This is a genomic window from Anaerotignum sp. (assembly GCF_045122575.1).
Classification (GTDB): domain Bacteria; phylum Bacillota; class Clostridia; order Lachnospirales; family Anaerotignaceae; genus Anaerotignum_A.
The window spans coordinates 1-22,827 of sequence record NZ_JBGVHV010000123.1; the positions used below are offsets into that span (position 1 = coordinate 1).

The 22,827-nt window shown below is 44.2% G+C and carries 40 protein-coding genes and 1 pseudogene; 3 read left to right on the forward strand and 38 right to left on the reverse strand.

What is annotated here, in order from left to right:
- The 5 genes from ACJMLT_RS06115 to ACJMLT_RS06135 form a co-directional block, all read right to left on the reverse strand.
- Window positions 1-207: hypothetical protein (locus ACJMLT_RS06115; RefSeq protein ID WP_405728124.1), on the reverse strand; the 207-nt coding region annotated here is incomplete at its 3' end.
- Window positions 208-270: 63 nt separating this feature from the next.
- Window positions 271-402 (reverse strand): hypothetical protein, encoded by a 132-nt coding sequence (locus ACJMLT_RS06120; protein WP_405728127.1) that lies wholly within the window; start codon window positions 400-402, stop codon window positions 271-273.
- 64 nt (window positions 403-466) lie between these two features.
- Window positions 467-1,288: an energy-coupling factor transporter transmembrane component T family protein gene (locus ACJMLT_RS06125; protein ID WP_405728130.1), complete on the reverse strand. Its 822-nt coding sequence runs from the start codon at window positions 1,286-1,288 to the stop codon at window positions 467-469.
- Window positions 1,285-2,142, reverse strand: coding sequence for an energy-coupling factor transporter ATPase (locus ACJMLT_RS06130; protein WP_405728133.1), 858 nt, complete (start codon window positions 2,140-2,142; stop codon window positions 1,285-1,287). The genes ACJMLT_RS06125 and ACJMLT_RS06130 overlap by 4 nt, the downstream gene beginning before the upstream one ends.
- Window positions 2,127-2,984: an energy-coupling factor transporter ATPase gene (locus ACJMLT_RS06135; protein ID WP_405728136.1), complete on the reverse strand. Its 858-nt coding sequence runs from the start codon at window positions 2,982-2,984 to the stop codon at window positions 2,127-2,129. The genes ACJMLT_RS06130 and ACJMLT_RS06135 overlap by 16 nt, the downstream gene beginning before the upstream one ends.
- A 329-nt stretch (window positions 2,985-3,313) precedes the next feature.
- Between ACJMLT_RS06135 and ACJMLT_RS06140 the strand changes: the two genes are divergently transcribed.
- The 3 genes from ACJMLT_RS06140 (at window position 3,314) to ACJMLT_RS06150 (ending at window position 5,206) form a co-directional block, all read left to right on the forward strand.
- A complete protein-coding gene (locus tag ACJMLT_RS06140) occupies window positions 3,314-3,499 on the forward strand; it encodes a hypothetical protein (protein WP_405728139.1) in 186 nt (61 codons plus the stop codon).
- A gap of 166 nt (window positions 3,500-3,665) precedes the next feature.
- The gene (locus ACJMLT_RS06145; protein WP_405728142.1) at window positions 3,666-4,418 is read left to right on the forward strand and encodes a stalk domain-containing protein; all 753 of its coding nucleotides are present in this window, start codon (window positions 3,666-3,668) and stop codon (window positions 4,416-4,418) included.
- 23 nt (window positions 4,419-4,441) lie between these two features.
- Window positions 4,442-5,206, forward strand: a complete 765-nt coding sequence (locus ACJMLT_RS06150; protein WP_405728145.1) for a hypothetical protein — start codon at window positions 4,442-4,444, stop codon at window positions 5,204-5,206.
- A 92-nt stretch (window positions 5,207-5,298) separates the two neighbouring features.
- Here ACJMLT_RS06150 and ACJMLT_RS06155 read toward each other — a convergent pair whose 3' ends face one another.
- From ACJMLT_RS06155 to ACJMLT_RS06315, 33 genes and pseudogenes are all read right to left on the reverse strand, one after another.
- Complete coding sequence (locus ACJMLT_RS06155; RefSeq protein ID WP_405728147.1) at window positions 5,299-5,841, reverse strand: bL17 family ribosomal protein; 543 nt, start codon at window positions 5,839-5,841, stop codon at window positions 5,299-5,301.
- A gap of 119 nt (window positions 5,842-5,960) precedes the next feature.
- A complete protein-coding gene (locus ACJMLT_RS06160) occupies window positions 5,961-6,920 on the reverse strand; it encodes a DNA-directed RNA polymerase subunit alpha (RefSeq protein WP_405728150.1) in 960 nt (319 codons plus the stop codon).
- A gap of 87 nt (window positions 6,921-7,007) precedes the next feature.
- A complete protein-coding gene (rpsD, locus tag ACJMLT_RS06165; RefSeq protein ID WP_405728153.1) occupies window positions 7,008-7,610 on the reverse strand; it encodes a 30S ribosomal protein S4 in 603 nt (200 codons plus the stop codon).
- A 24-nt stretch (window positions 7,611-7,634) separates the two neighbouring features.
- Window positions 7,635-8,036 carry a 30S ribosomal protein S11 gene (rpsK, locus tag ACJMLT_RS06170; RefSeq protein ID WP_290717422.1) on the reverse strand — a complete coding sequence of 134 codons (402 nt, stop codon included), beginning with the start codon at window positions 8,034-8,036 and terminating at the stop codon, window positions 7,635-7,637.
- A 29-nt stretch (window positions 8,037-8,065) separates the two neighbouring features.
- Entirely contained in the window at window positions 8,066-8,434 is a 369-nt protein-coding gene (gene rpsM / locus ACJMLT_RS06175; protein WP_405728157.1) for a 30S ribosomal protein S13, read from the reverse strand.
- 236 nt (window positions 8,435-8,670) lie between these two features.
- Window positions 8,671-8,784 carry a 50S ribosomal protein L36 gene (gene rpmJ / locus ACJMLT_RS06180; protein WP_016407807.1) on the reverse strand — a complete coding sequence of 38 codons (114 nt, stop codon included), beginning with the start codon at window positions 8,782-8,784 and terminating at the stop codon, window positions 8,671-8,673.
- 16 nt (window positions 8,785-8,800) lie between these two features.
- Window positions 8,801-9,019 carry a translation initiation factor IF-1 gene (gene infA / locus ACJMLT_RS06185; protein ID WP_004034723.1) on the reverse strand — a complete coding sequence of 73 codons (219 nt, stop codon included), beginning with the start codon at window positions 9,017-9,019 and terminating at the stop codon, window positions 8,801-8,803.
- Between the two features lie 21 nt (window positions 9,020-9,040).
- Window positions 9,041-9,313 (reverse strand): hypothetical protein, encoded by a 273-nt coding sequence (locus tag ACJMLT_RS06190; protein WP_405728162.1) that lies wholly within the window; start codon window positions 9,311-9,313, stop codon window positions 9,041-9,043.
- A 287-nt stretch (window positions 9,314-9,600) separates the two neighbouring features.
- Window positions 9,601-10,230, reverse strand: a complete 630-nt coding sequence (locus ACJMLT_RS06195; protein WP_405728165.1) for an adenylate kinase — start codon at window positions 10,228-10,230, stop codon at window positions 9,601-9,603.
- Window positions 10,231-10,340: 110 nt separating this feature from the next.
- Complete coding sequence (gene secY, locus ACJMLT_RS06200; protein ID WP_405728168.1) at window positions 10,341-11,609, reverse strand: preprotein translocase subunit SecY; 1,269 nt, start codon at window positions 11,607-11,609, stop codon at window positions 10,341-10,343.
- A complete protein-coding gene (rplO, locus tag ACJMLT_RS06205; protein ID WP_290717436.1) occupies window positions 11,610-12,050 on the reverse strand; it encodes a 50S ribosomal protein L15 in 441 nt (146 codons plus the stop codon).
- Window positions 12,051-12,067: 17 nt separating this feature from the next.
- Entirely contained in the window at window positions 12,068-12,247 is a 180-nt protein-coding gene (rpmD, locus tag ACJMLT_RS06210) for a 50S ribosomal protein L30 (protein WP_405728171.1), read from the reverse strand.
- 16 nt (window positions 12,248-12,263) lie between these two features.
- Window positions 12,264-12,767, reverse strand: coding sequence for a 30S ribosomal protein S5 (gene rpsE, locus ACJMLT_RS06215; RefSeq protein ID WP_405728174.1), 504 nt, complete (start codon window positions 12,765-12,767; stop codon window positions 12,264-12,266).
- Between the two features lie 18 nt (window positions 12,768-12,785).
- The gene (gene rplR / locus ACJMLT_RS06220; protein ID WP_405728221.1) at window positions 12,786-13,154 is read right to left on the reverse strand and encodes a 50S ribosomal protein L18; all 369 of its coding nucleotides are present in this window, start codon (window positions 13,152-13,154) and stop codon (window positions 12,786-12,788) included.
- Between the two features lie 73 nt (window positions 13,155-13,227).
- Window positions 13,228-13,770, reverse strand: coding sequence for a 50S ribosomal protein L6 (gene rplF / locus ACJMLT_RS06225; RefSeq protein ID WP_405728177.1), 543 nt, complete (start codon window positions 13,768-13,770; stop codon window positions 13,228-13,230).
- A gap of 40 nt (window positions 13,771-13,810) precedes the next feature.
- Window positions 13,811-14,212 carry a 30S ribosomal protein S8 gene (gene rpsH / locus ACJMLT_RS06230; RefSeq protein WP_405728180.1) on the reverse strand — a complete coding sequence of 134 codons (402 nt, stop codon included), beginning with the start codon at window positions 14,210-14,212 and terminating at the stop codon, window positions 13,811-13,813.
- Window positions 14,213-14,231: 19 nt separating this feature from the next.
- Entirely contained in the window at window positions 14,232-14,417 is a 186-nt protein-coding gene (locus ACJMLT_RS06235) for a type Z 30S ribosomal protein S14 (RefSeq protein ID WP_405728182.1), read from the reverse strand.
- A gap of 13 nt (window positions 14,418-14,430) precedes the next feature.
- Window positions 14,431-14,970: a 50S ribosomal protein L5 gene (gene rplE / locus ACJMLT_RS06240; RefSeq protein WP_405728185.1), complete on the reverse strand. Its 540-nt coding sequence runs from the start codon at window positions 14,968-14,970 to the stop codon at window positions 14,431-14,433.
- A gap of 26 nt (window positions 14,971-14,996) precedes the next feature.
- The gene (rplX, locus tag ACJMLT_RS06245) at window positions 14,997-15,308 is read right to left on the reverse strand and encodes a 50S ribosomal protein L24 (protein ID WP_405728188.1); all 312 of its coding nucleotides are present in this window, start codon (window positions 15,306-15,308) and stop codon (window positions 14,997-14,999) included.
- 15 nt (window positions 15,309-15,323) lie between these two features.
- Window positions 15,324-15,692 (reverse strand): 50S ribosomal protein L14, encoded by a 369-nt coding sequence (gene rplN / locus ACJMLT_RS06250; protein ID WP_405728191.1) that lies wholly within the window; start codon window positions 15,690-15,692, stop codon window positions 15,324-15,326.
- A gap of 25 nt (window positions 15,693-15,717) precedes the next feature.
- On the reverse strand, window positions 15,718-15,972 hold the full coding sequence (gene rpsQ / locus ACJMLT_RS06255; protein WP_405728194.1) for a 30S ribosomal protein S17: 255 nt from the start codon (window positions 15,970-15,972) through the stop codon (window positions 15,718-15,720).
- 34 nt (window positions 15,973-16,006) lie between these two features.
- Complete coding sequence (gene rpmC, locus ACJMLT_RS06260; RefSeq protein WP_405728197.1) at window positions 16,007-16,216, reverse strand: 50S ribosomal protein L29; 210 nt, start codon at window positions 16,214-16,216, stop codon at window positions 16,007-16,009.
- Window positions 16,213-16,650, reverse strand: a complete 438-nt coding sequence (gene rplP, locus ACJMLT_RS06265; protein WP_405728200.1) for a 50S ribosomal protein L16 — start codon at window positions 16,648-16,650, stop codon at window positions 16,213-16,215. Before rplP ends, rpmC begins: the two co-directional genes overlap by 4 nt.
- A gap of 17 nt (window positions 16,651-16,667) precedes the next feature.
- Complete coding sequence (gene rpsC, locus ACJMLT_RS06270) at window positions 16,668-17,312, reverse strand: 30S ribosomal protein S3 (RefSeq protein WP_405728203.1); 645 nt, start codon at window positions 17,310-17,312, stop codon at window positions 16,668-16,670.
- A 15-nt stretch (window positions 17,313-17,327) separates the two neighbouring features.
- Window positions 17,328-17,717 (reverse strand): 50S ribosomal protein L22, encoded by a 390-nt coding sequence (gene rplV / locus ACJMLT_RS06275; protein WP_405728206.1) that lies wholly within the window; start codon window positions 17,715-17,717, stop codon window positions 17,328-17,330.
- Between the two features lie 29 nt (window positions 17,718-17,746).
- Window positions 17,747-18,031 (reverse strand): 30S ribosomal protein S19, encoded by a 285-nt coding sequence (gene rpsS / locus ACJMLT_RS06280; RefSeq protein WP_066088966.1) that lies wholly within the window; start codon window positions 18,029-18,031, stop codon window positions 17,747-17,749.
- 61 nt (window positions 18,032-18,092) lie between these two features.
- Window positions 18,093-18,923 (reverse strand): 50S ribosomal protein L2, encoded by an 831-nt coding sequence (gene rplB / locus ACJMLT_RS06285; protein WP_405728209.1) that lies wholly within the window; start codon window positions 18,921-18,923, stop codon window positions 18,093-18,095.
- Window positions 18,924-19,006: 83 nt separating this feature from the next.
- Window positions 19,007-19,306 carry a 50S ribosomal protein L23 gene (gene rplW, locus ACJMLT_RS06290; protein WP_016407828.1) on the reverse strand — a complete coding sequence of 100 codons (300 nt, stop codon included), beginning with the start codon at window positions 19,304-19,306 and terminating at the stop codon, window positions 19,007-19,009.
- Window positions 19,306-19,926, reverse strand: a complete 621-nt coding sequence (rplD, locus tag ACJMLT_RS06295) for a 50S ribosomal protein L4 (protein ID WP_405728212.1) — start codon at window positions 19,924-19,926, stop codon at window positions 19,306-19,308. The genes rplW and rplD overlap by 1 nt, the downstream gene beginning before the upstream one ends.
- A 27-nt stretch (window positions 19,927-19,953) precedes the next feature.
- On the reverse strand, window positions 19,954-20,583 hold the full coding sequence (gene rplC / locus ACJMLT_RS06300) for a 50S ribosomal protein L3 (protein ID WP_405728215.1): 630 nt from the start codon (window positions 20,581-20,583) through the stop codon (window positions 19,954-19,956).
- A 212-nt stretch (window positions 20,584-20,795) separates the two neighbouring features.
- On the reverse strand, window positions 20,796-21,110 hold the full coding sequence (gene rpsJ / locus ACJMLT_RS06305; protein ID WP_016407831.1) for a 30S ribosomal protein S10: 315 nt from the start codon (window positions 21,108-21,110) through the stop codon (window positions 20,796-20,798).
- A gap of 542 nt (window positions 21,111-21,652) precedes the next feature.
- Window positions 21,653-22,513, reverse strand: a complete 861-nt coding sequence (locus tag ACJMLT_RS06310; protein WP_405728218.1) for a hypothetical protein — start codon at window positions 22,511-22,513, stop codon at window positions 21,653-21,655.
- 157 nt (window positions 22,514-22,670) lie between these two features.
- Window positions 22,671-22,827, reverse strand: a pseudogene (locus ACJMLT_RS06315) (electron transfer flavoprotein subunit alpha/FixB family protein); the annotation flags it as partial.

Here is a 22,827-nt window from a genome sequence, read left to right on the forward strand (position 1 = left end):
ATAAAACTGAAACAGAATAATGATAAAATAGAAGGGGGAAATCATATTCCCCAATGCCAATGATTGCAGCAGAAATCTCAGATCGAAGCAATAATATCCCAGATAGATCAGCCCAAAATAAGAAAGCACTGTCGCGATCACATAAGGGATACCGATTTTCCTGATCCTGCTCCAAAGAAATGCACCATAATGAAATTCATCCTTCATTCCACGGAAAAACTTCAGTGCCGAGAGGAAAAGAAACCCCTGCACCACAAAGGCGGATAACCGCTAGGGTAGGAAAATCATCCCAAACTGCAGACTTTCTTTCTGCAGGCCGCCAACCGCCGCCGAGCAGATATGAATAAACATGACCAGCAGGCAAAGTACCGTATTTAAAAATGAAATTTCATGCTTTCGCATGGCTTCACTCCTTCACTTTCCTGAAAAAAGCCCTCTTCTTACAGAAGAGAGCTTTTCTTTTTTCTTAAATCAGAGGCAGAACCTTCGCTGCAAAACGCAGCCCGATGATTGCCACTACATAAACAGCTGTTACGCCTGCCGCGCGGTAATCTCCGCTTTTCATTCTCATCACATTCATTCTGGTTCTGTTTTCATCCCCATGGTAGCATCTTGCTTCCATTGCCATAGCCAGTTCCTCCGCTCTGCGGAAGGCAGAGATGAACAAAGGTACCAGAATCGGGATCAGCGCTTTTGCTTTCTGCACCAGATTGCCTGTATCAAAGTCGGCACCTCTCGCCTGCTGTGCCTTCATGATCTTATCGGTTTCATCCAGCAGTGTAGGAATAAAACGCAGAGCAATCGTCATCATCATAGCGATCTCATGGGCAGGCACACCTATCTTTTTGAAGGGCTTCAGGATGTATTCAATGGCATCCGTCAGCTGAATGGGTGTGGTCGTCAGAGTCAGAATGGAGGAGCCTACGATCAGCATCACCAGGCGGACGCACATCTTCACTGCCAGCAGCAGCCCTTCCATTGTCACTGTCACAAAGCCCACATGGAGCAGCACATGTTCCCCTCTTGTCAGAAAAAGGTTAATAAACGCTGTAAAAAGGATGATGATCATAATACTTTTCAGCCCCCGCAGCATAAACTTCAGAGGTACTTTGGAAGCTTTGATCACCAGCCCCATGCAAGCCAGCACAAAAGCATAGCCTACAAAAGAATTCACCAGAAACAGTGATACGATAAAAATAAATGTGATCGTCAGTTTCAGCCTAGCGTCCATTCTATGAATGGGGGATTCCGCAGGATAATACTGACCGATAGTAATATCTCTAATCATGCTTTCACCTGCTTTACCAATTTCAACAGAGCTTCTTTTGCTTCTTCCACAGTGTAAATATCTGTGGGCACGTCATAGCCCTTCGCCTTCAACTGCGCAAACACATAACTTACCTGAGGTGCCGCCAGACCCATTTTTTCCAGTTCCATGGGATGGGAGAAAACCTCTCTGGGTGTGCCTGTCATAGCAACCTGGCCTCTGTGCATCACAATGATGCGGTCAACCAGTTTTGCCACGTCTTCCATGCTGTGGCTTACCAGAATAACGGTAATCCCTCTTTCTTCATGGAGTTTTCTGATGGCTGCCAGAATTTCGTCACGGCCTTTGGGGTCCAGCCCCGCTGTAGGCTCGTCCAGAATCAGCACTTCAGGATTCATTGCCAGAACCCCTGCGATAGCCACACGACGTTTCTGGCCGCCAGACAGTTCGAAGGGGGATTTTTCATAGATTTCAGGACTGATGCCTACGATATCCAGTGCAGCAACCACACTTTCGTGGATCTTTTCCTTGGACCAGCCCAGATTGGTAGGGCCAAAAGCAACGTCCTTATACACGGTCATTTCAAAAAGCTGATATTCAGGATACTGGAAAGCCAGACCAATACGTCTGCGCACCTCTTTCAGCTTCGCTTTATCTTTATGGATATTTTCTCCGTCCAGCAGGATTTCGCCATGAGTAGGAGAAATAATGCCGTTCAGATGCTGGATCAATGTGGACTTGCCGGAACCGGTGTGACCGATCAGACCAATGAATTCGCCGGTCTGGATCTCGATATTCACGTCGTTCAGTGCCACTTTTTCGAAGGTGGTACCTTCATTGTAAATGTGGGTCAGATGGTTTATTTTAATTGACATACTGCACCTACCATTTCTTCGATCGTTAAAATATCTGCGGGCAGATCGATCCCCTCTTTGCGCAGCAGATATGTGACTTCTGTCACCTGAGGTACGTCCAGCCCGTACTCTTTCAGTTTATCCACCTGCACGAAAATTTCTCTGGGCGTACCCTGCATCACCAGGTCGCCGTCATCGATCACATACACTCTGTCCCCACGAACTGCTTCATCCATATAGTGGGTGATCAGAATGATCGTGATCCCTTCTTCTTTATTCAAACGCTCAATGGTCTCCATAACGTCTCTGCGGCCAACGGGATCCAGCATGGCTGTAGGTTCGTCCAGAACGATACAGTCAGGCTTCATGGCCAGAACGCCGGCAATGGCGATTCTCTGTTTCTGACCGCCGGACAGTTTGGAGGGCGTATAAGTTGCAAATTCACCCATGCGAACGGCATCCAGGGCTTCATCCACACGCATACGGATCTGTTCGGAAGGAACCCCCATGTTTTCGGGGCCAAAAGCGATGTCTTCCTCTACCACAGTAGCAACCAGCTGGTTGTCGGGATTCTGGAAAACCATACCCGCTGTCTGGCGAATATCCCAGACCTGTCCTTCTTCCTGTGTGTTCATGCCCTTCACCCACAGGGTGCCCCCTGTAGGCTGCAGCAACGCATTGATATGTTTGGCAAATGTGGATTTGCCGGAGCCATTGTGTCCCAGAACGACAATGAACTCCCCTTTTTCGATTTCGATGTTCACGCTTTTCAGCGCGGCCACCTTATGTTCTTCAGTGCCGTGGTCCGTTTCCATGATTTTTGTATATTCATAGGTCAGACCTTCAGCCTTCACCATTTTCATAGATTCACCTGTTTCTTGCGGCAGTTTTTCTGCCCTGATAGTCTATGGCAAAAATGCTCACAGCTATGGATATGATACGGTTTTTTCTTGAAAAAGTCAATAGAAACGGTAGGATTGCCCTGTTTTGTCAGCATTTGTATCGATATAAAACCACCAATCTTTTCTTAAGAAAATTGTTCGTTTTTTGATACATTCCTGTAACATGACAGCAATCTGACTGTAACGAACCTGTTAGGCGGCTGTAACCTACGGCCGCTTTTTTTGTGTTATCATAGAACTACAAAGAAACATAACAGAAAGACAAATCTAACGTAAAGGAGTTGACATCTATGAAAATGACATTAAAAAACTTATCTTTTATCGCAGTACTTTCCTTCACACTGGCTTTCGTTACAGGGATGTCTGCTACCATTATGTATCAGGAACATGTAGCACTGAAACCCTTTATGGCAGTAGAAATGGTTGTGAATGACCTTTCTGCCGAAGCTGACACAGCAAATATCGATTTTTCGTAACATAACATTCTAATCCTCCCTATTCAGACCTCGCACATGCGAGGTCCTTTTCTTTTCTCCCTAAAAAATCTTAAGAAATTCTTTCGTTTTTTGTAAGCCCCCTGTAACCTACAGCCTTCCATTTTCTGTTATGCTTACCCTAAGAAGAAGAAAAGGAGGAGATCTTATGAAAAAATTCTTATCTAAAACACTTGTTGCCGCAGCAGCGGCTGCATCCGTATTTTCTGCATCCCTGCCTATGGCTTACGCCGCAGAAACGCAGGAACCTGTTACTCCCATCATCACGCTGAACGGCGAACCGGCTGACGTGCGTGCGAAAATGGTCAACGGCAAAGTTTATTTTTCCATCCGAGATTTCTGGGTAAATATCGCTCTGATCGAATCAAATGAAATCAAATGGTATGCGGATACCCAGACTGTCTCTGATGGCTGGAATTACATTCAGTTAGACGATCAAACTCTTTATTCCCCATATACAGGAAAACACCTGACCTTAAGCGATCCTGCTATCCTGTTGGATGGAACAACTTATGTGGCTGCATCTTTTCTGGATGATATCATCAACTGTAAATATGTCAAACAGACCATCTCAGATACATCCATTCATTTCCGCAATCTGATTTGGGAACAGGACGGATATGATCTGAAATACCATTATCGTGTTTCCCCTATTCCCGTAAATACAAAAACCGGCCTTCCGGATTTTGAATCCCTTCTGGAGAGAAACAGCCGATATATGAAATTTGATTTCCGTACGGAAGACTATGACATCACAAAAACTGAAACCGAAGACGGCGGAGCCATTTTCCATTATGTATGCAAAAACGATCCCGAGAGAACACTCATAGCTCAGGTACAGGATGGGTATGTCTCCCATGTTATGGACCATGGTGCCATCATTCTTTACCGTCCTCGTTAAATAAAAAGCATGGAGGAGATACGATGAAAAAACATATCTCGAAAGCAGCCCTTACAGCGATATTGGCGGCAACCCTTTGTTCTGTTTCTGCGCCAACGGCTTATGCTGCAGAAACACATGCCGCCCCTACGATCACTCTAAATCGTGAACCAACAGAAGTCCGTGCCAAATATATCAATGGCGATATCTATTTTTCCGTCATTGATTACTGGACGGAAGTACAACGTTCTGATCCCACCAATATCAAATGGAACGAAAAGAAACAACTTCTTTCCAATGGTCGCACCATTCTTTCGATCAGCGACCAGACTTCTTATCGGCAGCTGAATACAGGCAAAAAAAATATCACCAGATTTTCTGATCCGGTGATTGTAGAAAATGGTGTTGTCTGGGCTCAGGCTTCTCTGATCAAAGATTTGGATTCAGGCGCGGTAAAAGACCTCGTTATAGAAAACAGCGACACCTCCTTAAATTTTAAGCGAACCTATTGGGAATTTCCCGGAGGTAAAACCTATGGATATCGACTTCCTCTAATGCAGTTAGACGAAGAAACCGGACTGCCTGATTTCCTTTCCGTGGAACAAGTCCGCAAAAAGGGTTCTTTCAGCGAAAAAAGATTCCATATTCTTTCGCAGCAATTGGAAAACAGTAAAACTATCTATGCCTATATCAACAAGAGTGACCCCCATAAATTCCTTCTTGTAACCTGCGTAGATGGCTATGTTGCCCATATTTTAGACAATAACGGCATTTTCACCTATGACGATTATGGCACTCGAAGCGAATGATCCACCTCTTTTCCTGCCAAAATCCATTCTCCTTACAAAAAAAGAGACTTGCATTTGCAAGTCTCTGATTTTTTATGGAAAAAAGTTTTCAATTAAACCAGTTCCAGAATAACTTCCATTGCGCCGTCGCCTTTTCTTGCGCCCAGTTTCACAATTCTTGTGTAACCACCGGGTCTGCCAGCGTATTTGGGAGCGATTTCGTCGAACATTTTTGCAGCCATGTCAACTTTCTTTGTGTTCTTTCTTACTGCTTTGCCGTCAGCGGGAACTTCTGTTACGGGGTACAGGTAAGCCAGAATTGCTCTTCTTGCAGCCAGTCTGGAAGCGTTGTCTTTTTTGATTGTTTTTTCAACTTCATTGTAAACTGTTACTTTTTTGCCGTTTACAACTTCTTTCACTCTTTTACCGTTCGCATCTTTTTTTGCTACTTTAGCTGTTACTGTAACTTCTTCGAAGTTATCTTTTTCTTTTACAGCCAGAGTGATCAGTTTTTCAGCGATTCTTTTTACTTCTTTCGCTCTTGTTTCTGTTGTTTTGATTTTGCCGTGGTACAGCAGATTTGTTACCTGGTTTCTCAGCAGAGCTTTTCTCTGGGGTGTTGTTTTACCAAGTTTTCTATAACCGGATGCGTGCATGGTTAAATCCTCCTTGTGGATCCCCGTATGACTTTGCCCGTCTCCACCACTCTTCGGCATTACGTAGAGGCGCAATCATACGGTAAATAATAGTTACTTTGTTTGTCTAAATGACGAAATTATTCGTCACTAGGCTTCAGGGAAAGACCCAGTTCCGCCATTTTGTTCAATACTTCTTCCAAAGACTTGCGTCCAAGGTTTCTCACCTTCATCATTTCTTCTTCTGTCTTATTCGCCAGATCTTCTACTGTGTTGATACCAGCACGTTTCAGGCAGTTGTAAGAACGTACAGACAGATCCAGTTCTTCAATAGACATTTCCAGAACTTTTTCTTTCTTGCCTTCTTCTTTTTCTACCATGATAGAAGCGTCTTTTGTATTATCAGACAGATCGATGAACAGGTTCAGGTGTTCATTCAGAATTTTTGCACCGTAGCTTACCGCATCATCGGGCGCAATAGTTCCGTTTGTCCAAACTTCCAAAGACAGTTTGTCATAGTCAGTGATCTGACCAACACGTGTATTTTCCACCAGGAAATTCACTCTTGTTACAGGTGTGAAAATGCTGTCTACAGGAAGCATACCGATTGGCTGATCGTCTTTTTTGTTTTTGTCTGCACCAACATAGCCGCGGCCTTTGTTGATTGTGATCTCCATATACAGTTTGCTGCCAGCACCGCCGGAAAGTGTTGCAATGTGGTGATCAGGGTTCAGGATTTCGATATCGCTGTCGCATTTGATATCGGAACCTTTTACTTCACCGTCGCCTTCCACGTCGATGTAAGCAATTTTAGGCTCATTGCCTTCGCTTGTATTTTTGATCGCAAGACCTTTCAGATTCAGAATGATTTCTGTAACGTCTTCCTTTACGCCGGGAATCACACTGAATTCATGAAGTACACCATCAATTTTAACGTTGCTTACTGCAGCGCCGGGCAGAGAGGACAGCAGAATTCTTCTCAGGGAGTTACCCAGAGTTGTACCATAGCCTCTTTCCAGGGGTTCTACAACAAACTTACCATATGTGCCATCGGGTGCCATTTCAGCAATCTCAATGCGAGGTTTTTCAAATTCAAACACTCGTTCAAACCTCCCTTTTTTATGATAGAGTGCCGCAGGGCGATCAGCCCCACGGCAATTACTTTGACTTCACTGCACAATCGAAAATTATTTGGAGTACAGTTCGACGATCAGTGTTTCTTCAACGGGAACATCGATCTGTGCTCTTGTGGGTTTTGCCACTACTGTACCGCTCAGTGCATCGTGGTTTGCGGACAGCCATTCAGGAACGATTCTGCCTTCTGTTACAGCCAGAACGTCTTTGTATCTCTGAATTGTTTTGTATTTTTCTTTTACTTCAACAACGTCGCCCACTTTCACCTGGTAAGAAGGAATATCTACGGGTTTGCCGTTTACCAGTACGTGTTTGTGACGAACGATCTGTCTAGCTTCTTTTCTTGTTCTGCCGTAGCCCAGTCTGAACATTACGTTGTCCAGTCTCATTTCCAGCAGCATCAGCAGGTTTTCGCCAGGGATACCTTCTTTTTTAGCGATTTTTTCAGCCTGTGCGTAGTAACCTCTGAACTGTCTTTCCAGTACGCCGTAGATGAATTTTGCTTTCTGTTTTTCTCTCATCTGCAGACCGTATTCGGACATTTTTTTGTTTGCTCTCAGATTCTGTTTTTTAGATTTTTTATCGATACCCAGGTAGATGGGATCCAGATTCAGGGATCTGCATCTTTTCAGTACGGGAACTCTATCTCTTGCCATTGATCTACACCTCCTAATTCTAGGTTATACTCTTCTGCGTTTGGGGGGTCTGCAACCGTTGTGAGGAACGGGTGTAACGTCTTTGATAAGTGTTACATCCAGGCCTGCTGCCTGCAGTGCACGGATTGCAGCTTCACGACCGCTGCCGGGGCCTTTAACGAATACTTCGATTGTTTTCAGACCGTAATCGGAAGCAGCTTTTGCAGCTGTATCTGCAGCCATCTGAGCTGCATAAGGTGTGGATTTTCTGGAGCCTCTGAAGCCCAGCTGACCAGCGGATGCCCAGGACAGAGCATTACCAACTGCGTCTGTAATTGTAACGATTGTATTATTGAAAGTGGACTGGATATGAGCCTGGCCACGTTCTACTTTTCTTTTATCACGGCGTCTGCGAGTAGTTGCCTTTTTCACAGTTTTCTTTGCCATTTACCTCAAACCTCCTTACGAAATATCAATTATTTCTTCTTGTTCGCAACAGTTTTTCTAGGACCTTTTCTTGTTCTAGCGTTTGTTTTTGTTTTCTGACCTCTAACGGGCAGACCTTTTCTGTGACGGATGCCTCTGTAGCAGCCAATTTCGATCAGACGTTTGATGTTCAGAGCGATTTCTCTTCTCAGGTCACCTTCTACTGTCTGAGTTCTGTCGATGACGTCACGGATTTTTGCAACTTCTTCATCTGTCAGATCTCTCACTCTTGTATCCAGGCTTACACCTGCTTCATTCAGAATACGAACTGCGCTGGAGTGGCCGATGCCGTAAACATATGTCAGGCCGATTTCTACGCGTTTTTCTCTAGGTAAGTCTACACCAGCAATACGTGCCATTATTCTTGCACCTCCTGTAAATTTTCACGATAAGTTACTAATAAATGTTTTTCACATAAACACAGTGCGATACTCGTTGGGCATTACGAACAAAGGAGATAGACCGTCAGTCATTGAACTTACGCGCTCCTAATTGCGCCGCCTTTGCCATTAACTGTATGCTCCTCCCAGTATAGTTGACGGATTTATCAGTTCCGGCTCTTTGGGGTATTGCCCCTCAAGCCCATAATAAATTATCAGCCCTGTTTCTGTTTATGTTTGGGATTTTCACAAATAACCATTACACGACCTTTTCTTTTGATGATTCTGCATTTTTCACACATGGGTTTTACAGATGGTCTGATTTTCATTGTGATCGCTCCTTCCTTACTTCGCTCTCCAAATGATGCGACCTTTTGTCAGGTCATAAGGAGACATTTCAACTAACACTTTGTCACCGGGCAGAATGCGGATGAAGTTCATACGCAGTTTGCCGGAAATGTGCGCCAGGATCTGGTGGCCGTTTTCCAGTTCCACCTGAAACATAGCGTTGGGTAATTTTTCCAGTACGGTTCCTTCTACTTCGATTACGTCATCTTTAGACAAGACCGTAAACCTCCTTAAACATTAAACGTCTCGTACCTCACGGTACTTCTTCAATGCCTTCTTAATGTCTGCATCCAGCACATAAGCGCCTTCCTGCAGTTTTGCCGCCACGTCTTTTTCCACATGGAAAGTAGGCTGAACATGCATCTTCTTTTTGCGTTTCGGCTTCTCCAGTTTACGGCGTTTGCCGTCTGCCAGGAAAAGGTACTCCCCCTCAACTGCAACGATCATCTGCACGTCACCCTTGTCGTGACCGCTTTTGGAATAAACCACTTGGCCGATCTGATATTCCAACGATATCACCTCATTTTCCTTCGTTAAACGTAAGAATTTCCGGTTCGCCGTCCGTGATCAGAACGGTTGTTTTGCCTTGAAAACAGTTTCTCACCCAGAATGTTCCGCACCATTCTGCCGCATCGGCAATCTTTCTATTTCCATAAGCCTAACAAGTATACAACATTTTCTTAATAAGAGATACCCCTTTTCAACAGTTACTTTCTTTATAGTAATTCATTCCGCTTTTTTCTTGAAAATAACATCGGCAGAAGCATTTCTGCCTCTGCCGAACTGTCAGTCATTTCTTATTTATCCAGACCTGCAACGATTGCTTTTGTGATATCGTCGATTGCCTGTGTACCGTCTACTTCAAACAGAATACCTTCTTTGCTGTAGAAGTCTACCAGGGGTTCGCTCTGGTCGTGGAATGTCTGGATTCTTTTCTTACCTGCTTCAGGTGTGTCATCTTTACGCTGTGTCAGCGCTTCGCCGCATTTGTCGCAAATACCTGCTACTTTTGCGGGCAGAGACAGCTTGTTGTAGATCGCGCCGCATTTAGGGCAGCTTTCTCTTGCTGTCAGTCTTTCCAGCATAACTTCATCAGGAGCACTGATGTAAACTACATGATCCAGTTTTACCATTTCTTCCAGTTTTTCCGCCTGAACAACAGTACGAGGGAAACCATCCAGAATGAAGCCTTTCGCACAGTCATCTTTTTTGATTCTTTCCTGAACGATCGCGATGATCAGTTCATCAGAAACCAGACCACCTGCTGCCATGATGCTTTTTGCCTGGTTACCCAATTCTGTGCCTTTCGCAACTTCTTCTCTCAGCATATCACCTGTGGAAATGTGAGCAATGCCGTAGTGTTCTACCAGTCTTGCAGCCTGAGTCCCTTTCCCTGCTGCAGGAGCACCAATCAGTACCAATTTCATATGATTACCTCTTTTCTTAATAGATGGCCTTCTCTTTTTTTCTTTTCCCCTTATATAACTAAAACAACCCCTCGGGAAATGCGTAGCGCGCATTTCCCAAGCGATTGTCATTAGTCATTTAAAAAACCTTTGTAGTGGCGCATCAACAACTGGCTTTCCAGTGTTTTTACGATGTCCAGACATACACCAACTACGATGATCAGTGTTGTACCACCGAAACCTACATTGATTTTGAAGATCCACTGCAGAAGTACAGGAACCATTGCCAAAATCGCATAGCAGATCGCACCAACCAGTGTGATTCTGTTTACCACTCTTGTGATATATGCACTTGTAGGCTGACCCGGTCTGATACCGGGGATGAAACCACCGTTCTTCTTCATATTCATCGCAATTTCGTTAGGGTTGATAACGATAGATGTGTAGAAATATGTGAAGAAGAAGATCAGCAGTACGTACAGGAGTGCACCGATAGGGTGTGTCATATTCAGTACTTCCAGCACCTTTGTGAATGCTTCGCCCTTGTTGGGGATGAAGTTACCGATCTGCTGAGGGAACTGCAGCAGGGAGATCGCAAAGATGATGGAGATAACGCCAGAAGTATTTACCTTGATAGGCATGGATGTGCTTCTGCCGCCTGCCTGTTTTCTGCCTACCATTTTTGTGGAGTAAGCTACAGGCAGTCTTCTTTCGCCGCTGTTTACACATACGATAAAAGCCAGAACGATCAGCAGGATGATCACGATCGCTGCAACTTTTGCTGCACCTACCGCGCCGCTGCCTACGATTGTGTAGTACAGCATTGCTGCACCTCTAGGCATGCTGGATACGATATTGATAAAGATGATCATGGAAGAACCATTACCAATACCTTTTGCTGTGATCTGTTCTGCCAGCCACATTACGAATGTGGAACCGCATACCAGACAAAGTACGGATGCGATATACACCAGAGGGCTGTGAACCAGATACATGTTCTGATATGTGTAAACCAGACCGGAACCCTGGATCAACGCCAGGACTACTGTCAGATATCTGCTGTAAGACTGCAGCTGTTTACGACCATCGGGGCCTTCTTTGGAAAGCTGCTCGAATTTAGGGATCGCAATTGTTAAGAGCTGCATGATGATGCTTGCGTTGATGTAGGGACCGATACCCATGGCAAACAGGGACCAGCCAGAGTTAGCACCGCCGGCGATTACACTGTAAAGTGTACCCGCCGCGGTTGCATTCTGTCTTGCCGCCATTACGCCTGCCGTATCGATACCGGGCAGGGCGATCAGTGTACCAATTCTAACGATCGCGAAGATCATCAGTGTGTACAGGATTTTGTTTCTAATCTCTGGAGTTTTCCAGGAGTTAGCAAAAATCTTAAACAATTAGATCACCTCTGCTTTGCCGCCGGCAGCTTCAATTTTTTCCTGAGCTGTTTTGCTGAAGTAGTTAACCTTAACTGTCAGCTTTCTTTCCAGATCGCCTTCGCCAAGGATCTTCACGCCATCTCTAGGATTGCTGATCAGACCAACGTTTTTCAAAGCATCGATATCTACTACTGTATCGTTTTCGAATACATTCAGCATAGAAACGTTGATTGCAACGATTTCTTTGCTGTTTCTGCATGTGAAGCCTCTCTTAGGAAGTCTTCTGTACAGAGGCATCTGGCCGCCTTCAAAGCCGCATTTGCCGCTTGTGCCGGAACGCTGGCCTGCACCTTTGTGGCCTCTGCCAGCTGTTTTGCCGTTACCTGTTGCATGACCTCTGCCGCGTCTCCAGTTCTTTTCTCTGGAACCTTCAGCGGGTCTCAGTTCGCATAAGTTCATTTGGGCACCTCCTAAAATCAAATTTCTTCAACTTTAACAAGGTGGCTAACCTGGTGGATCATACCTCTGATAGCCGCGTTGTCCTGCTGAATTACATAGCTATTTGTTTTATTCAGACCCAGAGCCTGAACTGTTTTTTTGTGTTTGGGAATTGCACCGATTGTAGATTTTACCAGTGTGATTTTAATTTCTGCCATCGTCATTTCCTCCTTCTTAACCCAGAAGTTCTTCAACAGAAATGCCACGCAGTTTTGCAACAGCTTCGGGTGTTGTCGCTCTGGACAGACCTTCGATTGTTGCGCTTACAACGTTACGTTTGTTGTTGGAGCCCAGGGATTTTGTTCTGATGTTTCTGATACCTGCCAGTTCCAGAACCGCACGAGCGGGACCACCAGCGATGATACCAGTACCTTCGGGAGCGGGCATCAGCAGTACGCTTGCGCTGCCGTATGCGCCTGTAACGCCGTGGTAGATGCTGTCTACATCGTTCATTTCTACTTTGATGATGTTTTTCATCGCTGCTTCTTTACCTTTGCGGATTGCATCGGGAATTTCAGCTGCTTTACCCATGCCGCAGCCTACGTGGCCGTTGCCGTCGCCAACAACTACCAGAGCAGAGAATCTCATTGTACGACCACCTTTAACCGTTTTGGATACACGGTTGATGGTTACTACTTTATCTTTCAGATCTAAAGTGCTTGGATCGATTCTTTTCAACTTACTTTCCTCCTTACCTTAGAATTTCAGGCCAGCTTCTCTAGCTGCTTCAGCCAGAGCCTGAACTTTACCGTGGTAAACGAAACCGCCTCTGTCGAATACAACTTCTGTGATACCTTTTTCGATTGCTTTTTTAGCAACAGCTTCACCTACTGCAGCAGCAGCTTCAACTGTGTTTGTGAATTCAACTTTGGATGCGATTTCTGCTTCCATTGTGGAAGCTGCAACCAGTGTATGCTGAGCCACGTCGTCGATGATCTGAGCATACATATGTTTATTGGATCTGAATACTGCCAGTCTAGGTCTAGCAGCTGTGCCTTTTACATGGTTGCGGATTCTGTAGTGTCTTTTAACACGAGCCGCTGCACGATTGGGCTTTGTGATCATAGTACTTTCACTCCGTTTCTTCAAAAATTAGTCACTTTCCGATATAAATATACCTTACGCCGCCGTGCGCAGATTATTTCTTACCGGTCTTACCAACTTTACGTCTGATGTGTTCGTCAGAGTATTTGATACCTTTACCTTTGTAAGGTTCGGGAGGTCTTTTTGTTCTGATTTCGGCTGCGAACTGACCTACTTTTTCTTTATCAATACCTTTAACGATGATTTTGTTCTGACCTTCAACGATGGATTCGATACCTTCGGGATCTTCCATTTCTACGGGGTGAGAGTAACCCAGTGTCAGTGTCAGTTTTTTGCCGGATTTAGCAGCTCTGTAACCAACACCGTTGATTTCCAGTGTTTTTTCATAGCCCTGTGTAACACCAACGATCATGTTGAAGATCAGTGTTCTTGTCAGGCCGTGTAATGCTCTATTCTTTTTCAGATCGTTGGGTCTTGTAACTACGATCTGGCCATCTTCCATTGCGATGTTCATGTCAGCGGATAATTTTCTTTCCAGTGTACCTTTGGGGCCTTTTACTGTCAGCAGATTGCCTTCGCCAATCTTAACTTCAACGCCAGCGGGTACCACTACGGGCAGTTTACCGATTCTGGACATGGTCTGCACCTCCTAAATTTCTATCTATTCTTCGTCTAAATTACCAGATGAAAGCGATAACTTCGCCGCCCAGACCAGCTTTTCTAGCTGCTTTGTCTGTCATCAGGCCTTTGTCTGTGGAAATGATTGCTGTACCCAGACCGCCCAGTACTTTAGGCAGTTCGTTGGAGCCAGCGAATACTCTCAGGCCGGGTTTGGAAATTCTTTTCAGACCTGTGATTACTTTTACGTTTTTGTCTTCACCGTATTTCAGGGAAATACGCAGTGTGGATTTGATACCATCTTCGATTACTTCGTAACCTTTAACGTAACCTTCTGCTACCAGAATGTCAGCGATTGCTTTCTTCATTTTGGAAGAAGGAACATCTACTGTATCGTGTTTTGCAATGTTAGCGTTTCTGATTCTTGTCAGCATATCTGCGATAGGGTCGCTCATAGACATTGTGAATTCCTCCTTTCAATTACCAGCTTGCTTTCTTTACGCCGGGAATCTGACCTTTGTATGCCAGTTCACGGAAGCAAATACGGCAAATTCCATATTTTCTCAGTACAGAGTGGGGTCTGCCACATACTCTGCATCTTGTGTAAGCCTGTGTAGAGAATTTGGGTGCTCTCTGCTGCTTAACTTTCATAGATTTTTTAGCCATGTTTGTCCCTCCCTTATTTAGCGAATGGCATACCGAACAGTCTCAGCAGTTCTCTTGCTTCTTCATCTGTTTTTGCTGTTGTAACAAAAACGATGTCCATGCCTCTGATTTTGTCTACTTTATCGTATTCGATTTCAGGGAAGATCAGCTGTTCTTTGATACCCATTGTGTAGTTACCTCTGCCGTCAAAGCTGTTTGCTTTCACGCCACGGAAGTCACGTACACGAGGCAGTGCGATGTTGATCAGTCTGTCTGTGAATTCGTACATCTTGTCGCCTCTCAGAGTAACTTTGCAGCCAATGTTCATGCCTTCACGCAGTTTGAAGTTCGCGATGGATTTTTTAGCCTTTGTTACTACGGGTTTCTGACCAGCGATGATGCCCATGTCTCTAACTGCACCATCCAGAACTTTAGCGTTTTCTCTTGCTTCGCCTACGCCCATGTTGATGATGATTTTTTCCAGCTTGGGAACAGCCAGTTTATTTGTATAAGAAAATTTCTTAGTCATTTCAGGAACGATCGTTGCTTCATAGAAGTCTCTTAATCTGCTCATTGTGTGCCTCCTTTCCAGAATATTTATCAGTCGATGATTTCGCCAGTTTTCTTAGCTACTCTTACTTTTTTGCCATCTTTGATCATTGCGCCCAGTCTTGTAGCCTTGCCGTTGTGCAGGTACATTACGTTGGATGCGTCGATGAAGTTTTCTTTCTTGATGATGCCGCCCTGCTGGTTCTGTGCGTTGGGTTTTGTATGTTTGGAAACCATGTTTACGCCTTCAACCAGAACGCGACCGTTCTTTTTATCTACAGCAATGATTTTGCCTTCTTTGCCTTTATCTTTACCAGCGATAACTACTACTTTATCACCAGTTTTCAGTTTCATATTAGCCACCTAACACACCTCCTATTACAGTACTTCGGGAGCCAGAGACAGGATCTTCATGAACTGTTTTTCTCTCAGCTCTCTTGCAACGGGCCCAAAGATACGTGTACCTCTGGGGTTTTTGTCGTCTTTGATGATAACTGCTGCGTTATCGTCGAATTTGATGTAGCTACCATCAGCTCTGCCTACGGGGTGAACTGTTCTAACTACTACAGCTTTTACAACGTCACCTTTCTTTACAACGCCACCGGGTGTTGCGTCTTTAACTGCTGCTACGATGATGTCGCCTACGCCTGCATATCTTCTTGTGGAACCGCCCAGAACTCTGATGCACAGAAGTTCTTTTGCGCCACTGTTATCTGCTACTTTCAGTCTGGTTTCCTGCTGAACCATGTTTCGTCCTCCTCTCCAAAAAGGATTATTTTGCTTTTTCGATGATGTTTACAAGTCTCCATCTCTTGTCTTTGGACAGAGGTCTTGTTTCCATAACTTCAACACGATCGCCGATACCGCATTCGTTGTTTTCGTCATGAGCTTTCAGTTTGTATGTTCTGTTAACGATTTTGCCATACAGAGGGTGTCTTACTTTATCTTCTACAGCAACAACGATTGTTTTGTCCATCTTGTCGCTAACTACTCTACCGATTCTAGTTTTACGAAGATTTCTTTCCACGATGATTTCCTCCTTTCAACGAACGGAATATCTATTATTTTGCTTCTCTTGCTTTCTGTGTGATGATTGTCTGAATTCTTGCGATGTTCTTACGAACTTCCTTGATTCTTGCTGTGTTGTCCAGCTGGTTTGTAGCGTTCTGGAATCTCAGGTTGAACAGCTCTTTTTTAGCGGAAACAAGGTCCTTCTGTAATTCATCTGCAGACTTTGCCATCAATTCTTTTACATAACCTGTTGTTTTCACTGATGTTCACCTGCCATTTCTTCTGCTTCAGCCTTAGTTACGATTTTGCACTTGATAGGCAGTTTGTGGATTGCCAGTCTCAGCGCTTCTCTTGCTTTTTCTTCTTCTACGCCGCCGATTTCGAACATTACTCTACCGGGTTTTACTACTGCTACCCAGTATTCAGGAGCACCTTTACCGGAACCCATACGAGTACCGATAGGTTTAGCGGATACGGGTTTGTCGGGGAATACTTTGATCCAAACGTCACCACCACGTTTGATGTGTCTTGTCATAGCAACACGTGCTGCTTCGATCTGGTTGGATGTGATCCATGTAGGTTCCATCGCCATGATACCGTATTCACCGTAAGTTACTTTGTTGCCTCTATATGCACGGCCTCTCATTTTGCCTCTCTGCTGTTTACGATGTTTCACTCTTTTAGGCATTAACATGATACTCTAGCGCCTCCTTACTTCTTAACGTTTTTTACAGGAAGTACTTCGCCTTTGTAGATCCAAACTTTTACGCCCAGTTTGCCGTATGTTGTATCTGCTTCAGCAAAGCCATAGTCGATGTCTGCACGCAGTGTCTGCAGGGGGATTGTACCTTCGTGGTAGGATTCGCCACGAGCGATATCTGCGCCGCCCAGACGACCGCTTACCATTGTTTTGATACCTTTTGCACCGAATTTCATTGTTCTGCCCATAGCCTGTTTCATCGCACGACGGAATGTCACACGGTTTTCCAGCTGCAGAGCGATGTTTTCAGCTACCAGCTGAGCATCCAGTTCAGGTCTTTTGATTTCTTCGATGTTAACAGCTACTTTGCCAGCTGTCATTTTCTGCAGTTCAGCTTTCAGTTCTTCGATTGCTGCACCGTTTTTACCGATAACGATACCGGGTTTTGCTGTATGAACATTAACTTTTACTCTGCCAGCTGTTCTTTCGATTGTTACTTTGGAAACGCCTGCAGCGTACAGTTTGTTTTTGATGAATTTTCTGATTTTTACGTCTTCAATCAGGTTATCAGCAAAGTCTTTTTCTGCATACCATTTTGCATCCCAATCTTTGATGATACCTACTCTTAAACCGTGGGGATTTACTTTCTGACCCATTTTCAGTACCTCCTATTATCTTTCATTCAGAATGATGGAAATATGGCAGCTTCTTTTCAGGATGCGATATGCTCTGCCCTGTGCTCTGGGGCGAATTCTCTTCATTGTAGGACCCTGATCAGCACTTACTTCTTCCACGTACAGTTTGCTTACGTCCATACCCAGATTGTTTTCTGCGTTTGCTACAGCGGATTTCAGTACTTTACCGATGATTTCTGCTGCCAGTCTGGGGCTATAGTTCAACATAGCTGCTGCTGTTACAACGTCTTTACCTTTGATCTGATCCAGAACGATTTTCGCTTTGGGAGCAGGGATACCTACGTATTTAGCAGTAGCATGAGGTCTTTTTTCCTGTGTTGCAATGTTTCTTTCTTTTTTAATTTGGCTTCTATGACCTTTTGCCATGAACGAAACCTCCTTTCGTTATCAGATAATTAGCGAACTCTAGATTTCTTTTCTGCGTCTTTGCCGTGACCTCTGTAAGATCTTGTCAGAGCAAATTCGCCCAGTTTGTGGCCTACCATGTCTTCTGTGATATATACAGGCACGTGTTTTCTGCCGTCATAAACTGCGATTGTGTGACCGATCATGTCGGGGTAGATTGTAGAACGACGAGACCATGTTTTGATTACGTTCTTTTCGCCTGCTGCGTTCATAGCATCGATCTTCTTCAGCAGATGATCGTCAGCGAAAGGTCCTTTTTTCAAAGATCTGCTCATTGATGAATCCTCCTTGTGTTATCTATCTGTGCCTAAGCCGCCTCAGGCACATTCCAATCTATTAGCCGTTTCTGCGGCGAACGATGTATTTGTTGGAAGCTTTGTGTTTGTTTCTTGTTTTGTAGCCCAGTGCAGGTTTGCCCCAAGGTGTCATAGGTGCGGGACGACCGATAGGTGCTCTACCTTCACCACCACCGTGAGGGTGATCGTTAGGGTTCATTACGGAACCTCTTACTGTAGGTCTGATACCCATGTGACGTTTTCTACCTGCTTTACCGATGTGGATCAGTTCATGATCTGTGTTACCGATCTGACCGATTGTTGCACGGCATTCGATAGGCAGCAGTCTCATTTCGCCGGAAGGCAGTTTTACTGTAGCGTATTTGCCTTCTTTTGCCATCAGCTGACCTACGTTACCAGCGGAACGAACCAGCTGGCCGCCTTTGCCGGGTTTCATTTCGATGTTGTGGATGGAAGCACCAACGGGGATTCTGCTCATGGGCAGTGTGTTACCCAGTTTTACTTCTGCGTCGGGACCGTTCATCAGCTGATCGCCAACCTGCAGACCTGCGGGTGCCAGGATGTAGGATTTCTGACCGTCAGCATATACGATCAGAGCGATGTTTGCTGTTCTGTTGGGATCGTATTCGATCGCTTTAACTGTTGCGGGGATACCGTCTTTGTTACGTTTGAAGTCAACCAGTCTGTATTTGATTTTGCCGCCGCCGCCGTGGTGACGAACTGTGATTTTACCCTGGTTATTTCTGCCGGAAGTTTTTCTCAGGTGTACTACCAGAGATTTTTCGGGCGTGGATTTTGTGATTTCATCGAATGCGGACACTGTCATGTGTCTTCTGGATGGTGTATAAGGTTTATATCTTTTGATTGCCATCTCTTGTTTCCACTCCTTTCGGATTTATATCGTCTACACGTTTCCGTGTGTTTTGCAATGTTTCTGTTTACTTCAAGCAGCAATTACATGCCCATGAAGATTTCGATGTCTTTGCTGTCAGCTGTCAGTTTCACAACTGCTTTTTTGTATTTTTTTGTTTTGCCGAAGAACATACCTCTTCTTTTGGGTTTGCCATCGTAGTTCATTGTGTTTACGGAAGCTACTTTAGCGCCTTCGAACATTTTTTCAACAGCGTCTTTGATCTGAGCTTTTGTTGCTTCAGGGTGTACGATGAAAGTATATTTCTTTTCATCCAGAACAGACATACTGTTTTCTGTGATTACGGGTCTTTCGATTACGTCGTAAAATTTCAGATCTGCCATTATGCGTACACCTCCTGGATTTTTTCTACTGCTTCTTTTGTTACAACCAGTGTGTTGTATTTCAGCAGGTCATATACGTTGATTGTGCTAACGGAAGCTGTTTTCACTTCGGGAATGTTTCTAGCGGACAGGATTACGTTTTCGTTAGAACCGTCCATAACGATCAGTGCGTTACCGCATTTGATGTTTTCCAGAACTTTTACCATTTCTTTTGTTTTAACTTCTGTCAGTGTCAGTTCGTCCAGAACGATGATTTTGCCTTCAGCAACTTTTGTGGACAGTGCGGACTGCAGTGCCAGTCTTTTCACTTTCTTGTTCAGTTTGAAGGAATAATCTCTGGGCTTGGGAGCGAATACTACGCCACCGCCAACCCACTGAGGAGAACGGATGGAGCCCTGTCTTGCTCTGCCTGTACCTTTCTGTCTGTAAGGTTTTCTACCACCGCCACGAACTTCAGCGCGTGTTTTTGTGCTCTGTGTGCCCTGTCTCTGGTTTGCCAGATACTGTACTACAGCCAGGTGCATCACATGTTCATTTGCTTCAATACCGAAAATAGCGTCGTTCAGCTCAATTGTGCCTACCTGAGCGCCTGTCATATTTAATACTGCAACATTTGCCATGTTAGTTTCCTCCTTTCGTAAAGTTTATCAAGCCTTTACGCTGTCTTTGATTACCAGAATGGAACCTTTTGTGCCGGGAACTGCGCCCTTGATCAGCAGCAGGTTCTTTTCTGCATCTGCGCGTACAATTTCAAGATTCTGGATTGTTACATTGCTTGCACCCATGTGACCAGGCATTCTTTTGCCTTTTTTAACACGGCTGGGGAATGCGGAAGAACCCATGGAACCTACTACTCTGTGAGATTTGGAACCGTGACCCATAGGACCTCTGGACGCATTGTATCTCTTGATTGTACTCTGGAAACCTTTACCTTTGGAAACGCCGCTAGCGTCAACTTTGTCGCCTGCTGCGAATACATCAGCTTTGATTTCTGCGCCAACTTCATAGTTAGCTGCATCTTCCAGTCTGAATTCTTTTACATATTTTTTAGCAACTACGCCTGCTTTTGTGAAATGACCCTTCATGGGTTTTGTTACTTTGTTTTCTTTTGCATCAGCAAAACCAACCTGGATTGCTTCGTAGCCATCGTTTTCCAGTGTTTTTTTCTGAATTACAACGCAGGGGCCTGCTTCCAGAACTGTTACAGGTACCAGCGCACCGTTTTCAGTGAAAACCTGTGTCATACCGATTTTCTTAGCGATGATCGCTTTTTTCATTTCGTTGCACCTCCTAATTTTCTACAGCGGATTGCCGTCCACCCTCAACCTGAAGACTTCGGGTAATCATTCTAGTCATATAAGAGTTGTAACTTTCATTTCTGTGTTACGTATCTATCTTATATAAACCAGTTTTTTTGGATGTTTTCTTTGTTTGTTTTTAAAGTTTAAAAATAATCTTTTTGGTTCGTTGCTATAGGTAACCGTTTTGATTATTTCATTACTTTCAGTGTAATGTCTACGCCTGCGGGCAGATCCAGACGGCTCAGAGCGTCTGCTGTCTTAGGTGTAGGGCTCAGAATGTCGATCAGTCTCTTGTGTGTTCTCATTTCGAACTGTTCACGAGAGTCTTTGTATTTATGCACCGCTCTGATGATTGTTACAACTTCCTTCTTTGTGGGAAGAGGGATAGGGCCGCTGATCTGTGCACCTGTTTTCTTTGCTGTTTCAATGATCTGCGCTGCAGACTGGTCGATCAGTTTGTGATCGTAAGCTTTGAGACTGATTCTGATTTTGGGATTAGCCATAAAAAAAGTCCCCTCCTTTTCGTACTATTTGACTTCAGCACGACAAGTGGTGACTGCACACTCATCCGGGTGTATCCAGCAACGTCAGATACGCAAACTTATCCTTTATCGATAAGTTAACCCAAAATATTCAGTACAGTGACCTTGTCGCCCGGTTTCTTTGAACTGGACATCGCTCCTCGGAAAAACCCTTGAGCCCTTCATTCATCGGCTCGTGGCAACCTTCCGTATCAACACTCTATGTCACAACAATTGGTATTATAAAGCAAAAACACAGAGAATGCAAGCGTTTTTTTGAATTTTTTTCGATTTTTTCTTCGATTTCTGATAAAAAAACTTATCCACTTTTCCACAAATACTATACAAACTGCACAATAGATATTGTATACAGTGGGCAAAACAAAGGTTTCCCCTCGCTAACCCAAAACAAATATTGCGAATTCCGCTCATTTGTCTCTTGCAAGAGGACATAATATTATCTCCCTCAAAGCACAATCAGATCGTTTTCTGTTTTCTGTATACAACCTTTGCTTTCTCCGTCATTATCCTTCCCTGTCAAAGCCAAAAATATCCTTTTCCGCAGTGAAATACGACCTCATTTTTACATTTTTCAATAAAACCTCTCCACGAAGCACCTGCTCCTGAACGATGCCGCGGCATAATAACTCCAACACCTTCAATTCCTTTAACTTTGCATCCAACGCAAGCCCCGTTGCCCAACCGCTTTCCATTTCTCTCAGATAACAATCGTGAATATCCAGTTTAAAAGGAGCATACCCATTCCGAAGAAACATTAGCGTTTTACCACCAAGTAATTCCGATCTATTCGTGCGAAAACCATTCTTTACTCTTAACCCCGCCAGATAACGCACTTTCCCTACCATAGAAAGAGCATCATCCAATTTTGCAAAGAAAGTATCTATATCATCATGGAGTTCTGCATTCTTTTTCATATCAGCTGCATGGCTGATTACCCGAAGTTGTTCCGCCGTCCCATTTTCTATACAACTATGAAGAAGAGAAAACATTTCCCAAAACTTCTCCGCCAGATAGCACCATGTATGCAGTTCCTCTTCTTCATCAGACATTTCTTCCGATATCAAAGTTCTTTCTATATTACTACCACGCAATCCAGAAATCTTTTCATCCAATGCAATCAATTCTTTCTCCGCTTCCAAAAGTTCTTTTTCTGCTTCCAAAAATTCTTCTTCCGCCCGAACAAGATTCTCCTGATAATCCATTTTTAACTTCAGAAAGAAGTTCCCTTTCATGCAAGAAAAGACATCCTTCTTTTCTGCAGACCGCTTCTGCAATTCTTCTATTTTCCCGAAATACAGTTCTTTTTTACAAAGGCAAATCAGAAGTTCTGACCACATCATCAATGCATCTGTTCTTTCCCGCATAAGACACCCCCTCAGAAATAAAATCTTATTTTTATTTTATCATATATTATATAGAAGAAACACCCTCGAAAACGATTGTAAGAAACTCTTAAGAATGGCATTATACCAACAAAAAAAGGCTCCCATTCGGGAGCCTTTATAAACCATACGGTTTTTCTTAGCTGTTTGCTTTCGCTGCTTTGTATTTTCTTACAGCGTCAGCCAGTTTAGGCAGGATTGCTTTCAGGTCGCCAACGATACCCAGGTCAGCTACTTCGAAGATAGGAGCGGATTCGTTTTTGTTGATAGCAATGATCAGTTCGGAGTTTTCCATA